Here is a 17,525-nt window from a genome sequence, read left to right on the forward strand (position 1 = left end):
GGTTAAATTTGAATGAAACAACTATAAATCTAAGGAATGGAGTTTTTTTATGCAACGAATGTTAAAAATCGGAGCAGTCGGATTATTGCTAATAATGAGTGTGAATACTTCTACAGTAGTAAATGCTTTAGAGACGGAACCATCTTATAATGAAAGCAATGCGGTTTCTCAAACAAGTGTAGAAGCTGCAGTAATAAATCCTATTATTTCAGAAGATAAGGTAATTACTGGAATACTTCCAGCCTATGGAACAACAGATCTGGGAGAGAAAATAAAATTAATTTATTCTTCAGCAGCTATGCTTTCTCTTAACAATCAAATATACAATCAAGATACTATTAGTGGTAATCAAATGTTTAACTACTCCGTTACACCACTTAATGATGATTATTATACTTTTACTTTCACTCTACCAGATAATAAATCATTTGTTTCAGGTGATAAATTGAATTGGTTTATTATACCTGCAACTCTCCCAGTAGGAGCTCCACAATTATCGCAAAAGTTATCAAGTGAAGTGATTGTCAGAGAAACACAAGCAAACATAAAAGTTCATGATTCTGAAATTTTTGTGGGTGATAATTGGACAGCAGAAGATAATTTTGACAGTGCAACTGACAAAAATGGTAACGCTGTGGATTTTAGCCAAATAACTGTTGATGATTCGCAAGTGGATACTTCTAAAGCAGGTAATTATGAAGTAAGTTATACTTACGAGGGTGTCACTAGCAAAGCAACTATTACAGTTATAGAGGACAAAAGCTCAGTTATTGTTCATGATTCAGAACTAACAGTAGTTGATAGTTGGATGCCACAAGATAATTTTGATAGTGCAACTGACATTAACGGAAATTCAGTAGACTTTTCAGAAATTGATGTTGAAGGAAGTGTAGATACTTCAAAAGTAGGAACTTATAAAGTAACTTACACACGAATTATCTCTTCTTTCTTTAGTCCTTCTGAAAATCAGGGGGAATATTCAGCCATAGCAACAATTACAGTAAAGGAAGATACGCCTGCGAAAGCAGGTGAAGTGACTGCTAAGTATATAGATATTGATGAGAATAAAATATCAGATGATGTAATCAAATCAGGCAATATTGGTGAAGAGTATTTTACAGAAGAAAAAAAGATAGCAGGTTATACATTTAAAGAAGTTAAAGGGAATGCAACCGGAAAATTCAAAGAAGAAGCCCAAATTGTGACCTATGTGTATGAGAGAGCTGAAGCGGCACCAGTGACGGTGAAATATGTAGATGAAAAAAATAATGAACTAGTCGTATCAGAAACATTAAATGGAAAAATAGGCTTGCCGTATCAATCAACTGCAAAAAGTATAACTGGCTGGACGTTGAAAGAGACGCCAGTGAATGCCAATGGAACATTTACGGATAAAGCCCAAACGGTGACGTATGTATACAAAAAAATGAACAGCGATCAACCAATCGTTCCACCAACAAATATTGATAAAGATAATAGTATTTCTTCTTCTAAACCATCAGTTTTACCAAGAATGATTCTTCTTATAAGGTTTTAAAAATGTTATCATATAAGTAGGTAAACACAATGAATATGGAGTTGATTTTATGAAAGAAAGCATCATTGATTTAAGAGATCGTACAGATATTTCTAAATTTTTAACTCATTTAACCAGAAACACTAGAGATGCTACAGCAAAGGAAAATTTGATTTCCATTTTAAATGATAAAAGGATAAATGCATCAAGTTATTGCTGTATGTTTAACAAAGAACTATCTAAGTTATCAGAAGAATACCAAAAGGAATTTAGTGTGACATGTTTTACAGAGACGCCGTTAGATCGTTTAAAGGTTGTTGTTAAGACTTTAGAACATAACAACAGAAGGTTTGAACCTTATGGATTAATATTTATGAAAGATACTCAGTGTTTAGAAAGTGGTTTTGGAATTAACCCAGTTATTTATATTAGGCAAAAAAATACGAGTTTGACGAAATCATTTTGGGATCAATTTAACAATTGGAAAGATAGTCCCAATGAAAATGCGAGCTTTCCAACTTTTGGCTGTTTAGTGAATCATGTAAGTTCAGAAAATGATTTTCAATGGCAAAGAGAGTGGCGAATGAAAGGTGATTATCATTTTGATTATAACCATATAGTTGCGGTAATTGCCCCACAAGAAGAGCACACAGCAATAAAAGAATTCTGTAAGTTTGAATCAGCTAATAAATTAACTTTTATTGATTCTGAATGGAATACTGAAGAAATTTTGTACCAACTTTCCAAAAAATATTGGCATTTGAGTGAGCAAGTTATGAATGTGTTTAAAGTTTAAAAAAATTAATTATCTTTTTTGTATGATTAACTAATATAACTTAAATCATTTGTTATTAGGAAGATACAGAGTGGGAACTTATGCGTACAAAGATGAAGATAGAAATGAAAGTAGCGTCATTTTTGCAAAGGACGCTCAAGAAAAACATAGAAAAGTTCGATATTATTGTCCCAATTTTGATTGTCCTGCAGAATTAAACATTTGCAGTTTGGATGGAGAAAAAGAAGCCTATTTTTCAGCAAATTCTTCAATTAAACATGTTGATGGAGGCTGGGGTGCTTCCAAAAATAGTAAAATAAAACTTAATGAATATACAGAAGAATTATTTGAATTTGAAGATGCCCTGACTAATTTGATGAAACCAATATCCACAAGTAAAAAAGATAGGGAAAGACAAGAAGGTAAAACTCATGGTACTGGTGATTCTAAATTAAAACCATTACGCACAATTCATCAAATATATGAAATGTGTAAGTTAAATCACATAAAAGATACGTACAATGGTACCTTAATAGGTTATATGTTATTGGATAAAAGGAGTGAAAATCTATACTCTAAAGGTATCTATGGATTTAAGATTGTTGAATGTACTAGACAAAAACCCAATTTTTATAATAACGAAAAGAAGGAACTGTTTCTAGTGGCTTCGAAAGATATTCATAGATTTAAATTGATCTTACAATTTGAAAATGCATCTCTATTTACAAAGTTAAAAAATTCCTATTATTCCAATAGAGATGCAACTGTTATAGTAGCTGGTAATTGGTCTTACTCTAAAGAAAGAAAAGCATTTCTTACAGAAATAAATAGTGCAAAACAATTTAAAATTTTGAAATAAGTTGATTTATTTATGGAGGTGAAAAAATGATATTTGAAAAAATTACTCCAGAAAGATTAGATAGTTGGAGTAGTGAAAACAGCAGACGCGCACAAGAAATTTTACCAGAAATTGTTGCAAGATTAGTATTAAGTAGTTTTAATCAGATTAAGGATTTTAATTTTCCTTATGGAAAAGGTATTCAGTTTCCAGGTTATGATGGTTATTTGAATGTTGATGAAAGTACAAATTATATTCCTCAAGGAGTCTCTGTATTTGAATTTGGAACAAATGGGAACATATTGAATAAGTTTGATGATGATGTAAGAAAAAGATCTGAAAATCCGCTGAATATAACAAAAGAGATTACGAATTTTATTTTTGTATCATCAAAAATTTGGAGTCATAGAGTATCTGTACCTGATAAAATTATTGAGACCAAAAAAAAATATACTTGGAAAGATATTAAAATACTTGATGCTCAAGCATTGTGTTTATGGCTTGAGGAAACCCCTGCTGTATCTATTTGGTTATCGGAAATAATAAACGGAAGCATTTCAGGTATTTCGACTGTTGAAAAATATTGGGATGAAAAAACTGAAACAACGAATCCTAAATTGACAGATAAATTTTTCATTAATAATAGAGAAGAAAAAGTAGATGAAATTAAAGAGTGGCTTATAAAAAGTGAAGGGTACTATTTTATAAAAGCAGAGTCTTCAATAGAAGCAACTTTATTTTTAATTGCTGCAATGAAAAATATTGATATTGAGATAGCTCACAAAGTTATTCTTATAAAAGACAGAGACACATGGAATAAGGTTATATCACTAGAAAATAAAAATATTATTTTGGTGCCGATATTTCCAATTGATGATGATATCTCTTGCCCAGACTATATTAGTGCAATCTTACCTATTAGTAAATTTACACCACTTGCTAAAATATCGGAAAATTTTAAAGGTATGGAAATTAGTAGATTTAAACATGATCAGTTTCAAAAAAATTTATTGGAATTAGATATTTCACACGATAAAATTTCGGAACTTGAAAAAGATACAAAAAGATGTTTTCTTCCTTTGTACAGAAAATTATCAACCAATCCTTTGGTAAAGAGACCGGGCTGGCTTTCATTATTGAACAAAGAAACTGCAAATTTAATTTCCATTATGTTAGTCAGTTATATAGATACAGAGTCGAAAGGTGATATTGAAGTACTTAAAATATTGACTAAAGATTCAAGTGAATTTTTATCAAAACTTGAAGAATGGACAAAAATGGAAGATTTTCCAATTATAAATATTGGCAATGTGTATCGAGTAGTTTCAGTTCAAGACATGTGGTTATTTTTGGCCGATAAAATTAAAAAAAATGATATTGAAAACCTGGAAAAAGTAATAAGTTTAATTTTTTCAGAAACAACTCCTAAATATGATTTACCGACTGAAGAAAGAAGTATGGCAGCAATTTTAGGAAAAAACGATAAGTATTCAAAACAGCTTATTGAAGGGTTGTTAATTTCATTGATTTTTTTAAAAGAAAGAGATGAGATGTTCTCTAGTACATTTATTGGTTCAACCAAAACGGTCGTAAATGTTTTATTGAAAGAGATATTGAGCGAAATAAATTCAGAAAAACAATGGCTTTCAATTGCAGAATTTCTTCCATTAATTTCTGAAGCTTGTCCTCAGGTTGTGATTGATAAATTAAAAAAAGAACTCAGAAATCCAGAGAGTATGTTCTGGGAGATATTTAATGTAGGAGAAGGGAATAGTTTATTTTCAGGAAATGTATATCACCATTTATTGTGGGCGATTGAGAGGTTGCTTTGGATGGAAGATTACGCTGTAGATGCGATACTATTATTGGTTAGAATAGCGCAAAAGCAGTTCACTCTTCCAAATGGAAATACGCCAGAATCAAGTTTGAATCAAGTTTTTAACATGATGTTTCCTCAAACTATATTATCTAAAGATGAATTAGCCAAGTTATTAGGGAAAATTATTCGTGACTATCCTGATGTGGGTTTAAAAATTATCGATGAGATGAGTGGAAATAATAATAATCGTATACTAATATCAATAAGTAAACCTGAATGGGTTGATTTCACGGATCCATATGAAAAAAGATCTTTAACATATAGGGATTTGCAATCATTTAGAAATAAGATTGTAGACGTTTATTTTGAGAATATTAATGAAACAGATATTCGTGTATACGAAATTATCTTTAAAAATATTGATTACTTTTATTATGGAAATGAACAGAAAATAAAAAAATTAATTGAAAATAATATTGAGAATTTCAATGAAGAGAAAAAATTTTCGATATCAATAAATATAAGAAAAACTATTTTTAACAATAAAAAATATATCGATAGTGAAAGCAATCTACCAGAAAAAACTATTAAGTTTTTGGAAGATCTATTGCCTTTGATAGAGCCTAATAATATTATGAAATTTGTTTATTTGTGTAAATATAATCCACCAATCAACAATCCTGTCCCTTATTCTGATTCGATTCAATATGATATAAATCAAGAAGACACATTAGTTTATATTGAGCGAAAAAAAGCAATAAGTGAGATTATGAAAGTTTATGGAATAGATGAGATGATTGACTATTGTAAATTTATCGAAGATACTTCTGATTTTGCAAAAATAATTGTTGAAGAAGTTTTAGAGGGACAGTTTGATGTTGAGTTTTTATTAAAAGTTAAAAAAATCAATTCTGTTTTATTTAGTTCACTTCTTTTCTTCTTGAATAGAGACGGTTTAGAAACTATGTTTAAAACACTAGAGAACGATTCAAGTTTATGTTGGAAACAAAAAGCGGATATATTTTGTCAAACTGAACACAGTATGACTTTGTGGAAAGAAGTAGAAAAGCATGATTCTTTGTTTCAAAGTTACTTTTGGAAGAATTCGCCATGCATTTCTGTGGTTCGTTTAAATAAAGATGAGATTGAGTATTATCTACGTAAACTGGTCGAGCATGGCCGAGTAATAGAAGCGATTAATTCAACTGCTTATTCCGACTATAATGATTACAAAGTTTTACAATTTTTATTGTATTCATTACGAGAGTATATAAATGATGGGAATAATATGAACAATTCAGATAAACTTGATCCTAAGAATATTCAAAATGTTTTTGAAAAAATTTACCAAGAAAAAAATAAGGATATTGAAAAAATCGCTATTTTGGAACTATGTTTCATTGGAATTCTACCTTTTGATTTTTATCCACAATCTATAAGTGAATTGATAGCTAAACAGCCAGAAATTTATGTTCAATTAGTATCAAATTCATTTTTGGACGATTCTGGAGAAAGTAAAAATAATGGTAACTCCATTTCCTTCTATAAAATACTAGATAGAATAACTATTATTCCTGGCTGCAATAAATATATCGCAGACAAAGAAGCTTTTGATTCATGGATTACTAATGTTAGAACTATCGCTAAGGAATATGGATACGAAAAAGCAGTATCATTGTCTTTAGGAACTTTTTTAAGCCACTCACCCAATGGTGGAGATGGTATTTTCCCTCATGAAATTATAAGAGATTTTTTTGAAGAAAATGCTTATGAATCTTATGTTTCAGAATACCTTATCCCTAACTTTGTTGTAGGAAAAAGTAATCATGAGAGGGCTAAAGTATTTTGGGGGAGTAGTAGTAATCATGAAAAACATATGGCAGAAAAATACAAGAATGATGCTAAAATAATAAAAATTGATTATCCAGAAACTTCTTCGATTCTGAAGCGCTTAAGTGATAGCTATGAATGGAGTTCTAAGGCTGTAAGTAGTATTGATGAGAGGTACTTTGATTAATATGTGATAAATATGATTGGTAAAGAGTATTTAAAATTATCAGGAAGGTGGAAAAAATGCAAGTAACAAAAAAACAACACTACATCCCACAAGGTGTATTGAAACATTTTTCTGATAATAGAAAAAAAGTTTTTGAACTGTACAATAACTCTTATCTAAGTAAAAAAGAAATTAGAGATACTATGTGTCAGAACTTTGTTTATGAGCATGAAAAATTACCCCCAAATACTATTGAGAATTCTTTTGCACGTATTGAGAGTGCATTTATTCCTTATCATGATAAATTAGTCAAATTATTGGAAGAGAATTACTTAATCAGTCAAGAATTACCAGAAGAGGAAATTAATAAGTTAATGATGTTTTATGTATTGCTATATTTACGCAGTGGTGCATTACTGGAAGAGTACGCAACATATAGTGATAATCCAAAAAATGAAAGAGTCGAACGGCTTTTAGAAAATATCGTTGGTAACGTATATCCAGCTAAGCTTGCAAATACCATTCTAAAGGGGTATGAATTATCAATTCTTGTTGATGAAGCTGAAATGTTTTGTATGAGTGATCAATTTTTTAGCACAGTATCTTTAAAGTTTAAGAATAAGTTTTCCAATATGTCTAATCGTCAGATTGGTTTTAAGGACACGATGATTTTAATACCAATATCTTCAAAATTTTATTTATGTTTTTACCATGGTAATAAACCTAAGTATGTTAAATTTAAATCATATTGTTTTCTTACAGAAGAGCAAACAAATGAAATAAATGTAGCTATTCTAAAAAATTCGTATTCCAAGTCAGTTTGTATGAAAGAAGTTCCTTTGAAACAAAATAAATCTGAAGGTCAAGGCATGAAAAGTCCTGAACGGAGCATTATGGTATATCAGGGTGGAGACGTATCTATAAATACAATTAAAAAGGAAATAGAATTTTATAAATCAGAAGAAAAATTTAGTAAAGAATATTTGTCTATTTTTAGTGAGTATAGAAGCTTGTATGAAGGAAAAGTTAAACGAAATGATTTATGTCTTTGTGGAAGCGAAAAAAAATACAAAAAATGTTGTCTAGAAATACATGAAAGATGTATTAGTATTTACCATGAAATTCACAATCAAAAAAATGACTTGTATTCTATTTCACCTAAATATACAGTTGAACGGGAAATTGAAGTATTTAGAGGTCCTCAAGAAGAAATTCCGACATCTAAAGATCGTGAAATATTTGAATTATTAAAGAAAGAAAATTTAGGACCTATGAGATGAATTTTATATACTTGAATATGAGCAAGTATAAGGGCAGATGCTCATGTTAAATAGTTCAAGTTATATATTTAAGAAGATGAAAATTAGTGAGTAAAAAAATCTGGAATTTTTACAAATAAATACAGCAACAATAAAAGAAATCTAACGAATAATTCTCGTTAGATTTCTTTTATTGTATTAGTTTAAAATCATCCAGTTATCTTCTTTTTGTAGAGTTAAATTATATTGAGAAGTTTGATTAGCTTTAGTTATTGGATCAAGGTATGTCACCGATACTTGTGCAATGACTTGATCATTTTTTAATGAATAATTGGAAGAAGCTAGTTCCAAAAATTGATATTCTCTATTAATAGGTTTTAAAGCTTGATTATTAACGTAGTAAGATAGTTCTTTTTCATTGGATTTGGGGTAAAGTTTAAAAAATGTTTTTAAGAATGAATCAATTTCCTCTGTAGTTTTGGCATCTATGGTTCCGTCTATATCGCTAACTTTTGGCTTGTACTTTGATTTAGTAGGTATACTACGACTCTTTTGTTTGATCTAAGGTACTTTCAAGTTCGTCTACAGAATCTAATGCATTTACGACGTTTGAGCTCGTCTCATTATTACTTTCAAACGCATGATTGTCTAAATCTTTGAGTTCTTTCTTTTTGTTACGAACAGTAGAAAGAGCTTTTTTATTGGTGACGATCTCTACATTCATAGAAGTGTCAATAGGGAAGGAGAATTGTTGTTGCTAGTAATAAAAGATTTCGCTGTTTGGAAAACCTAGTTCACCAATAACAGAATTGATTGTAAAATAAGCAGCGTAGGTTGTTTCATCTTCATTTTCAATTTTCAAATAACGTTGATTTTCTTCGGTTAAACAGCGAGTTGGTTTTAAAAGGCCATACCGCTTTACCAAGGTTTCTTTTTTTAGTTTTTTAGTTGGTAGGTGATAAGAGTATTCTTCATATGGTGTTCCTGTTTGTCCATAAATGTGTTCAATGATATAGCCAAAATCATCTTTAGATGCGCGACGAATCTTAAAGCGTTTTAAGATTTTATTTTCAAGAAGGTGTTCCATTTTTGAAAAACGATCGATTTCGTCATTACTCATAGAGACAAAATCTCCCATAAGCTTATGATTCACATCGTGAAAAAAGTCTTGTAAAAAAATCCAAAACTCGTTGGACACATTCTTAAGAGAAACTTCTTGATCATTTAGAGATAATTTAAAGCCAATAAAAAAGCGATAGTCAACTTGATTGTCTCCAATCATTTCAACTAACGCTTCAGTTTGTTCGTCTATTTTTTTAGCTGCGACTTCTTGTAATTTACCAGTGATTTCATTTTTAGATCGTTCCTGTGTGGCTCGAATACTCGATTCGGTACTAAGTTGCAAGGCATGAATTTTTCCATCTCGATTTTGAGCAATCAATTGACGGAAGCTGTTATGAACTTGAAACTTTTCTTCTGGGCTCAGGAAACTGTAGTTATAAGGGATTAATTCATAGTAGGCAAAGCATTCTCCATCATGATTGAATACTAGGTTATTTTCAATATATTTAATCGGATACTTCATAAAGTTCACTCCTTACAATTGTAATGGATTCATTTAGTTTTTGAGTGTTTAATTTTATGGGTTTGTAGGCATACGTTAGTTTAGAACGGAAAAAATAAGAGAGGATGGATTTTAAGAATCCATAGGGTTTCTTTCCATCAAATGTCTTTTGACTCATAAACCAAGTAGTGGCGACGGGTAAGCCAAGATATTTTAGGAACGCCCCATCAATGAAGTACAAAGGTGGCATATGACTAAATAGAATGACAAAAAGAATCGAGACCACGAACCATGTCATTTGGGTAAAGGTAATAGGGAATGGGAGTTGTAAGTCATTGATAGCATAGATGACTTTCTCAACATTCCAGATGCTGGTGTAGCTTTTAATTTTTTTCATTGGGTGAGATCCTTTCCACGAAAATAAAAAAGTAACCAATATTTATTAGTTACTTCAAAGTATGAAATATATTAATTTGTAAAAATTGTACCCCTCTGAGGGTCTCTACATTTAATTTTACGTTGTATGTTCTTCTAAAATTTCAATAGCGTATAAGACTTTTTCAATATACTGTCCTAAAAGAGAGTCATCAATTTGATTGAGATTTTCATATTCATCTCCACCAAGTTTTAATGTTTTATCTAAAGAATACCAGTAATCGTAGGCATGGACTAGCTCGTTTCTTAATTTTCTTAGTTCATTAATATTTTGTACTATCTCTTTTGCTATCTCATTATTTACCAATAGACGAAGCTTTTTATCAAGTCTATTTATCTTCTGTTTAGATGAATTATCGTCCAATATGTCAAATAGGTTATCAATAAGTTTCTCGATTTCAGAATATAAAAAAACAATCAAATTCATTTTCTGAAACTCTAAATAATATTCTTGTTTTCCGAGTATATCTTCTTCAAAAAACATTTTATATTCGTATTCATATCCCTCTATACCATCGATCTCTTTAATCGTATTTTCTATATTATCTAATTCAGATTGTTTTTCTTTCATTAAAGCATTGTAGTTTTTTAGAGAGAAATTGTAAAAATCTACCAAATTTTTTACTTTGTCATAAAAAACAAGAAATTCTATTTGACCTGATGGACACTCAGGTTCATGTTTGGGATATTCAAAAATAGTTATCATTTGTATTACTCCTTGATGCTTGTCATATTTCCATAGTTTTAAATTGATGAGAACATTAGACGCGAAAATATCTTTTTCCGCTACATATCATCTTAATTATAGCATGAAAATATTTGAAATTTAGCCTAAAAATTCAAATATTCCATTAGATGTAACTAAGAAGCTTCCTTCTATTTCCATATCTCGTCCTAGTGCTTGATAATCATTATAGTTCTGTAAATTACTGGGAATCTCACCAAGGCTTCCAGTTTCTTCTACATAATAGCGAGCTACATCCTCCATACTTTCGCAATCTGGATAACAAATGATATCATCTTTATTTTCTATTAATTCTTCAATATCATTAAACCAGTAATTCATAAATTCTGAGATGTTGTCATAAAAATCTGTTCCTTCTAGCTCTTCAATTAATGCGCATTTCCGATTAATTTCTGATATTGGTGTATATTCACCAACCTCAAATGGAAGCTCATAATCGTGGATGGCGTATTCCTCATATTCATCGTTTAATCCAATTTGTTCTTTGACTATATCAAAATCAATAGGAGGAGTGAACCAGTCGCCGACCAGTTCGCCCTCATTGTACTTGCCAAGATTGGCAATATAAACTTGCATTTCCATTGTATGAATTCCTCCTAGATCAAGGAATACCTAGAAAATCAAAATGTTAAGGCTTTGAATTTTTTGGATAGCAATTCTAAAGACTCAGTCTTTTTTGAAAAACATTCCTACTACAGTCACTATGAACATTAGTCCGAAGGTAAGCAAGAAGTCCCTGAACGCTTCGTTTAGTGGTGTTCTCAAGAATATAGTTGAGATTAAAAAATATCCGATTGGAAGAATTGCCGCTATAACAACACATATAAGTATAAAACCAATTATTTTTTTCATAAATCTATATTACCGCTTTTATCCCACATTTTCCAGCACTGAAAATAATTTGAGCTGGAATTCCACCAGGGACTAATTTTCCTAATATTTTTTTCAAAGCAGCTGTTCCTAATTTTTTTCCTAAGGTCTTAATGATTACTTCAGACGCTTTCTTCCATGCTTTACTAGCTATTAAATTTTTTACCTGAGGCGTGAAAATTTGTTTTGCAATATCTAAACCTACAATTTTTTCAAATTCTTTTTTCATACAATCGACAAAGTTTGCTTTTCTTAATTGAGGTTGTTGCTGACCAAAATCTCTTTCTAACATATCATAGAATTCATTATTACCATATTTTTCTCTCATCACAGTCAAGTTGATCTGAACAATATTTCCTTCACGGTCCGTCACAGCAGCGTGTTCATATATAAATTCTAAATCCTCTGCGTATTGATTAATAAGTTCTTGTTCGATTGCTTCTGTGTCCACAGAAGTATTGATCTCGTTTGCAGCTACAATTTGTAATGTTCCAAAAAAGGGCGAAATTACTATGAAAAGTGAAGCGATAAAACAAGCGATCTTTGATTTTTTCAGAAACGACATATTGAACCTTCTTTCTTGTTTTTTTGTTAGTTAGACAACGAAAAAATAGTAACACATAAATAAAAATATAACAATAATATTTTATGTTAATAGTATTAGATTATTTGATTGCTTTAACGATGAAGAGGACACAAAAATATTGATTACATCTAAAACTTTTACAAGTCGAAAGTGTAACCAACTGACAGTAGGAAAATAAGCTGTATGGTGGGTGTTTTTATTTAATTGCTTGATGAAGATACGCTTCATATCAGGAAGTCTGCCGTTATATTTTGTTTATATATGAACCTGATTTTATTTTATTTTATTTTATTTTTTATGAATTTATTCATAATCTAAAATTTTCATATAAGCGAAATTTACTGGTAAAGGGTCGATTTCCTCTCTTATTTTTAATAGATAATCCACGGAATGCTTCAACTTATATAGTTAAACGTTAGATATCGTGCATAATGATGGAAGGTATGAAAAAATACTCATTTTGAAATTGGGTAGATACTTTTCTCTATCTAACTTGGATTAATGATCTTCTATTGAGTCCCGATTAGTATAAATATTTTTGTGGAAAAAAAGTTAATATAACTAAGAGAAAAGACAAAGCCGCAGTATTTGATTAGCCATCGCCATCAAGTGGACAGGGAATGGTTCAAATACTACGGCTTTTTTTAGGATGAATTTCATTAGTATCAATTTAATATTCTTGAATCAGTATTACTTCTCCGCGTTTTCTTTAAAGTAGTCATCAATGTAATCCTTAATTTTTTCAAAGTCTTTAGTCAGAAAAAATTTAGAAGGGACTTTTATGATGGGGAGGTTATTTTCATTATCAAAAGGAGCGAATGGCTCAGGAAGTACCAAGTAATCAACAGTATCTTTATCTCTCAGATAATTGATTGAAACATCGTAAAACGGTGAAAAATAGTCTTTGAGGCTTGTGTCTCTTTGATAAAGAACACCTGGAGTTAATGGTGTGTAAGATAATCCATTGCTCAAAACTAAGACAAAACAAATTCTTTTCATAAAAAATCACCTTTCCTTTCGACTAGATACTAGCGTCATCTCAACAGTGAAGGATTCGTTATTTATTTGGTAAATCTAATTTAATAAGCAAATGGATAAAAAGTAGTGAGCAATAGAAAAAGGATTCAGTCGTTGGCTAAAAGGGAACCAGCAATCACAAGTTGTTCCTTTAATTTAAAAAACAAGCGATAAAAAAACACCAAGAACAATTATGATTAAGATTTCCAATGCTCTTTCTAGAAACAAATTGTTGCTTTTTAAAAATATTGTTTTCTTTTTATAAGGGAACCAAAATGACTGGCTTGCGTAGTCTGGCGGGTATACGGAATCTAAAAAGCCACTGATAAAAAGTAATGGAATAGCTTTGAAAATATTGTCATGGAAGGCTAAATAAATATAGTATGTTAACAAAGAAATTTGAGCGATCCGCAGATGTCTTAGGTTGGTAACTGTATAGTTCATCAAATCATCCTTTCGTAAATGATTATCTCATATTGAATGATTTGATCAAATTAAAATTATAAAATATTTATTTATTTTAATGTTGAAAAATAAATTCTTTTAATTTAATAAACAATTTATAAATATCCTAAACAGAGGATGTTTGATGAATTAGCAAATGGGATTTTCAGCTATTTATTTTAGAACGTTTTAGAGAGGATTCGTTTGAAAAGAGTTTCAGGATAATAGGTTAGTCTATTAAATCATTAGCAAAGTATGCACGTTGGACAAAATTAGTAGATTAATCAACAGTGATTTTTTTAGATAATGGTTATTTTGCTAAAACAAAAAATTACCAATTTGTCTTTAATGCTTTAAGAGCAAAATATGCAATGATATACTAAAATAAATAACCTTAATGGAATAGACACTAAACGGAGACTCTAAAATATGACCAACCAACTAATCATAGAAGATCATCATTTCAAGAAAGGTGAGCTATCTAGCATAACGACGGCTTATATCGATCAGTACCCAGTCGTTTACATACTCTACAACCGAAATGAAAAGAAAAGACCTGTTGCGTACATTGGTCAAACGGTTCAAGTGAACAAACGATTGAAGCAGCACTTGAATAACTCTAAGCGCAGAGAAATTAAAAAAGTCTTGCTGATTGGACATGAAAAATTCAATCAATCAGCGACCTACAATATCGAAACCAATTTGATCAATCACTTCATTGGGGATGAGCAGTTTCAGTTACAAAACGTCAGTCAAACAAGACAGGTGCAGATGCATCAGTATTATGAAAAAGAGTATTATGATGAAGTGGTCTTCCAAGAGTTATGGGAAGAATTGCAAAGACGTCAGTTGGCGAAGCACTCAATCGATACGATTCGCAACAAAGATGTATATAAATTGTCCCCTTTTAAAGAACTGACGCCAGAACAGTTAGATATAAAACTTGAAATCATTGAGTACTGTAAACAAGCGATTCAGCAGGATGAAACACAAAAAGTCTTAATGATTGAAGGAGAAGCTGGAACGGGAAAGAGCGTCCTATTGGCATCTCTCTATAACACCCTTCAAGACTATACAAAGTCAGAGTCTGTATTAAGAGGCACCGATAACTATTTGCTGGTCAACCATTCAGAGATGTTAAAAACCTATCATACAATGGCAGAAAGTTTGCCAAATTTAAAAAAGAATCATATGTTAAAGCCAACTTCTTTTATTAATAAAACAGATAATCAGAAGTTGCACCCAGACATCGTTATTGTGGATGAAGCCCATTTGCTTTTAACGAAGAAAGACAGTTATAACAGTTTTCACTATGAAAACCAACTAGAAGAGATTATCAAGCGAGCAAAAATCACGATTTGCATTTTTGATCCGAAGCAAGTATTGAAAATCAAAAGTTACTGGGATCAGGACAAACTGGATCAGTTTCAGAAAAGGTACAATGCTTCTCGCTTTAAGCTAAAAGATCAATTAAGAATGAAAAGTAGTCCACAAATAATTCAATGGATCGATGATATCGTAGAAAAACGTGTAACACCGATTCCAGAATCAACAGCATCTTTTGAGCTTCAGATTATGGAAACCCATGATGCGTTGAAGAATAAAATCTTTTCTCTCGATAAAAAGGAAGGTCTGTCACGGATCATCTCAACATTCGATTATGTTCATAAAAAAGACGGAGCTTCTTATCTTGTAGATCCTGGTGGGATCAACCTGCCATGGAATACGACCGACACTAAGCGAACATGGGCGGAGCGACCAGATACAATCAGTGAAGTCGGATCAATCTACACCGTTCAAGGGTTTGATTTAAACAATGTAGGAGTCGTCATTGGTCCTTCCGTTGATTACGATCCAGAGACCGACCAGCTTGTCATCGATATCGATAAATATGAGGACAAAGGGGCGTTTACGGGACGTGACGATATGAACCAAGAATTGACGAAGAAAGCCAAAGAAACGATCATCCTTAATTCATTGAATGTATTAATGAAGCGAGCAATCAAAGGGCTTTACATCTATGCAATCAATCCCAATCTGCGTCAAAAACTCATAACCCTACAAAACGAAAGGAGCCAGTCCTACCATGCAAAACCACCCCTCTTCAATGGAACGGATCAATAAATTCCGAGATGATCGCAATTGGCGACAATTTCATAATGAAAAAGATCTAGCTATTTCTATCTCCATCGAAGCCGCCGAATTGTTGGAGATTTTTCAATGGAAAACATCTGAAGAAGCCACTCAAGATTTCGAACATCTAAAAGAAGAAATTGCCGATGTTCTGATTTATTCCTATATGCTGGCAGACAATTTGGGCCTTGATATTGATGAGATCATCAAAGAAAAGCTGGAAAAAAACAACATGAAGTATCCGGTGAAAGAAAGTAAAGATTCGAAAAAGAAGTATAATGAATTCTAACAAAAAAGAAGCAAGGACGCTGCAAGTTCTTGCTTCTTTTTTTTGATGGAATAGGAGCAGCAACGGCTTTCTGAATTCATCTCGATTGGTTACGAACGCCAAAAATCTGTCATAATTGAGAAAGTTGAAGATAACTTCAAATTGGTTACAATTTTTCGGAAATTTGAAGTTAACTTCAAATAAGCGCAATTTTTGATAAAAAATGAAGTTAGACCTAGTATCTGCTAGAGCAAAAACAAGATTATCCTATCCGAAAATGAAGACAAGATCATCGGTAAAAAATCGGCAACAATGAAGGCCGTTTTCTATCAAAAATATTTCTCCCCCAAAAACCTAAAAAACCTATTGCCCCCCAAGCCCACTTACTGTATAGTAAACAAGAATATTTCATGAAAATAACCAAAAATAACTAATTAAAAAGACTTTGTTATTGAAAATTGCGATTAAACGATGCTGTAAACGGAATGTAAGAAGGAGAAAACAATGACGTATTTAACAAACAATTTTGTGAATTGCATGATCACTTTAGGGTTTATCTTCATCCATCTATTTTCAAATGTTATCTCATCCAGAAAACTAAACGTGCAATACATGAGCTCCTTTGCCGCTGGGGTAGGAATCTCCTATGCGATTGTTCATCTATTGCCCCATTTGGCGTATTTTCAAACGGTGTTGATCGATGAATTTGGCTGGGATTCGGGGATTTTTTATAGTCATGGGGTCTATGGCATCGTTTTGTTTGGCTTAGTCTTCAGTTACGTGATCTACAAAATCGATGAGCGGACGTTTATGGTGTTAGAAAAGAAAGACATCACCAGTGCCAAAAATGCCTTTTTTTGGTCGGATATCGCTTTTCATGTGATCTACAATATTATGATCGGCTATATTGTGATTGCCAATACGTTATCGGAGCGTTTTTACATTTTGACCTACTTTATTGCTTTTGGTTTGCATTTTCTTATGAACGATTGGCTGCTCTATCACCATCATGGTGCCCTTTATAACAAATATGGTCGTTTTGTGCTTTCCTTCAGTATTTTCGCGGGAGCTGCGTTCTCCCTCTTTGTTTCATTGCCCTACTATTTGGTGGTCATCATTGAAGCCTTGATCACCGGCGCTTTGCTGGTGAATATCATCAAATTTGAGTTACCCAATGAAGGAGAAGGCAGTATTCGTGGACTATTGGTAGGCACGATCTGCTCCGGAATTTTATTTGTATTTGTCTAGCGCGAAAAGGAG

General features: G+C 31.6%; 14 protein-coding genes and 1 pseudogene. 8 read left to right on the forward strand and 7 right to left on the reverse strand.

What is annotated here, in order from left to right:
- Positions 1-49: 49 nt before the first annotated feature.
- From IGJ26_RS02445 to IGJ26_RS02465, 5 genes are all read left to right on the forward strand, one after another.
- Entirely contained in the window at positions 50-1,537 is a 1,488-nt protein-coding gene (locus tag IGJ26_RS02445) for a MucBP domain-containing protein (protein ID WP_430599829.1), read from the forward strand.
- Between the two features lie 49 nt (positions 1,538-1,586).
- Positions 1,587-2,312: a hypothetical protein gene (locus IGJ26_RS02450; RefSeq protein ID WP_430599830.1), complete on the forward strand. Its 726-nt coding sequence runs from the start codon at positions 1,587-1,589 to the stop codon at positions 2,310-2,312.
- Between the two features lie 70 nt (positions 2,313-2,382).
- Positions 2,383-3,150, forward strand: coding sequence for a hypothetical protein (locus tag IGJ26_RS02455; protein ID WP_430599831.1), 768 nt, complete (start codon positions 2,383-2,385; stop codon positions 3,148-3,150).
- Between the two features lie 26 nt (positions 3,151-3,176).
- Positions 3,177-6,965, forward strand: coding sequence for a hypothetical protein (locus tag IGJ26_RS02460; protein WP_430599832.1), 3,789 nt, complete (start codon positions 3,177-3,179; stop codon positions 6,963-6,965).
- Between the two features lie 56 nt (positions 6,966-7,021).
- Positions 7,022-8,224 (forward strand): DUF4238 domain-containing protein, encoded by a 1,203-nt coding sequence (locus tag IGJ26_RS02465; protein ID WP_430599833.1) that lies wholly within the window; start codon positions 7,022-7,024, stop codon positions 8,222-8,224.
- Positions 8,225-8,401: 177 nt separating this feature from the next.
- Here the strand turns inward: IGJ26_RS02465 and IGJ26_RS02470 are convergent, their stop codons facing one another.
- The 7 genes and pseudogenes from IGJ26_RS02470 to IGJ26_RS02500 form a co-directional block, all read right to left on the reverse strand.
- Positions 8,402-8,764, reverse strand: a complete 363-nt coding sequence (locus tag IGJ26_RS02470) for a conjugal transfer protein (protein ID WP_430600004.1) — start codon at positions 8,762-8,764, stop codon at positions 8,402-8,404.
- Positions 8,748-9,788, reverse strand: a pseudogene (locus IGJ26_RS02475) (ATP-binding protein); the annotation flags it as partial. The pseudogene IGJ26_RS02475 and the gene IGJ26_RS02470, both read right to left, overlap by 17 nt.
- Positions 9,772-10,164: a conjugal transfer protein gene (locus IGJ26_RS02480; protein WP_430599834.1), complete on the reverse strand. Its 393-nt coding sequence runs from the start codon at positions 10,162-10,164 to the stop codon at positions 9,772-9,774. The gene IGJ26_RS02480 and the pseudogene IGJ26_RS02475, both read right to left, overlap by 17 nt.
- A gap of 117 nt (positions 10,165-10,281) precedes the next feature.
- Positions 10,282-10,908, reverse strand: coding sequence for a hypothetical protein (locus IGJ26_RS02485; protein ID WP_375856886.1), 627 nt, complete (start codon positions 10,906-10,908; stop codon positions 10,282-10,284).
- A 120-nt stretch (positions 10,909-11,028) separates the two neighbouring features.
- Positions 11,029-11,529 (reverse strand): antirestriction protein ArdA, encoded by a 501-nt coding sequence (locus IGJ26_RS02490; RefSeq protein WP_430599835.1) that lies wholly within the window; start codon positions 11,527-11,529, stop codon positions 11,029-11,031.
- Positions 11,530-11,803: 274 nt separating this feature from the next.
- A complete protein-coding gene (locus IGJ26_RS02495; RefSeq protein WP_128432472.1) occupies positions 11,804-12,382 on the reverse strand; it encodes a hypothetical protein in 579 nt (192 codons plus the stop codon).
- 711 nt (positions 12,383-13,093) lie between these two features.
- Positions 13,094-13,402 carry a hypothetical protein gene (locus tag IGJ26_RS02500; RefSeq protein ID WP_128432470.1) on the reverse strand — a complete coding sequence of 103 codons (309 nt, stop codon included), beginning with the start codon at positions 13,400-13,402 and terminating at the stop codon, positions 13,094-13,096.
- Positions 13,403-14,293: 891 nt separating this feature from the next.
- Here IGJ26_RS02500 and IGJ26_RS02505 point away from each other — a divergent pair.
- The 3 genes from IGJ26_RS02505 to IGJ26_RS02515 all read left to right on the forward strand — a co-directional run bounded on the left by IGJ26_RS02505 (position 14,294) and on the right by IGJ26_RS02515 (position 17,513).
- On the forward strand, positions 14,294-15,988 hold the full coding sequence (locus tag IGJ26_RS02505) for a DUF2075 domain-containing protein (protein ID WP_430599836.1): 1,695 nt from the start codon (positions 14,294-14,296) through the stop codon (positions 15,986-15,988).
- On the forward strand, positions 15,951-16,286 hold the full coding sequence (locus tag IGJ26_RS02510) for a nucleotide pyrophosphohydrolase (protein ID WP_395997713.1): 336 nt from the start codon (positions 15,951-15,953) through the stop codon (positions 16,284-16,286). The genes IGJ26_RS02505 and IGJ26_RS02510 overlap by 38 nt, the downstream gene beginning before the upstream one ends.
- A gap of 483 nt (positions 16,287-16,769) precedes the next feature.
- Positions 16,770-17,513, forward strand: a complete 744-nt coding sequence (locus tag IGJ26_RS02515) for a hypothetical protein (protein ID WP_008377866.1) — start codon at positions 16,770-16,772, stop codon at positions 17,511-17,513.
- The last annotated feature ends 12 nt before the right edge of the window (positions 17,514-17,525 follow it).

This window comes from Enterococcus sp. AZ095a (assembly GCF_050546735.1).
GTDB lineage: Bacteria > Bacillota > Bacilli > Lactobacillales > Enterococcaceae > Enterococcus_D > Enterococcus_D entomosocium.

Coding starts and splice junctions, on each gene's coding strand:
- IGJ26_RS02490 (WP_430599835.1), bottom strand. CDS start 11,529: ATGGAAATGCAAGTTTATATTGCCAATCTTGGCAAGTACAATGAGGGC.
- IGJ26_RS02510 (WP_395997713.1), top strand. CDS start 15,951: ATGCAAAACCACCCCTCTTCAATGGAACGGATCAATAAATTCCGAGAT.
- IGJ26_RS02480 (WP_430599834.1), bottom strand. CDS start 10,164: ATGAAAAAAATTAAAAGCTACACCAGCATCTGGAATGTTGAGAAAGTC.
- IGJ26_RS02495 (WP_128432472.1), bottom strand. CDS start 12,382: ATGTCGTTTCTGAAAAAATCAAAGATCGCTTGTTTTATCGCTTCACTT.
- IGJ26_RS02460 (WP_430599832.1), top strand. CDS start 3,177: ATGATATTTGAAAAAATTACTCCAGAAAGATTAGATAGTTGGAGTAGT.
- IGJ26_RS02485 (WP_375856886.1), bottom strand. CDS start 10,908: ATGATAACTATTTTTGAATATCCCAAACATGAACCTGAGTGTCCATCA.
- IGJ26_RS02465 (WP_430599833.1), top strand. CDS start 7,022: ATGCAAGTAACAAAAAAACAACACTACATCCCACAAGGTGTATTGAAA.
- IGJ26_RS02445 (WP_430599829.1), top strand. CDS start 50: ATGCAACGAATGTTAAAAATCGGAGCAGTCGGATTATTGCTAATAATG.
- IGJ26_RS02500 (WP_128432470.1), bottom strand. CDS start 13,402: ATGAAAAGAATTTGTTTTGTCTTAGTTTTGAGCAATGGATTATCTTAC.
- IGJ26_RS02515 (WP_008377866.1), top strand. CDS start 16,770: ATGACGTATTTAACAAACAATTTTGTGAATTGCATGATCACTTTAGGG.
- IGJ26_RS02505 (WP_430599836.1), top strand. CDS start 14,294: ATGACCAACCAACTAATCATAGAAGATCATCATTTCAAGAAAGGTGAG.
- IGJ26_RS02450 (WP_430599830.1), top strand. CDS start 1,587: ATGAAAGAAAGCATCATTGATTTAAGAGATCGTACAGATATTTCTAAA.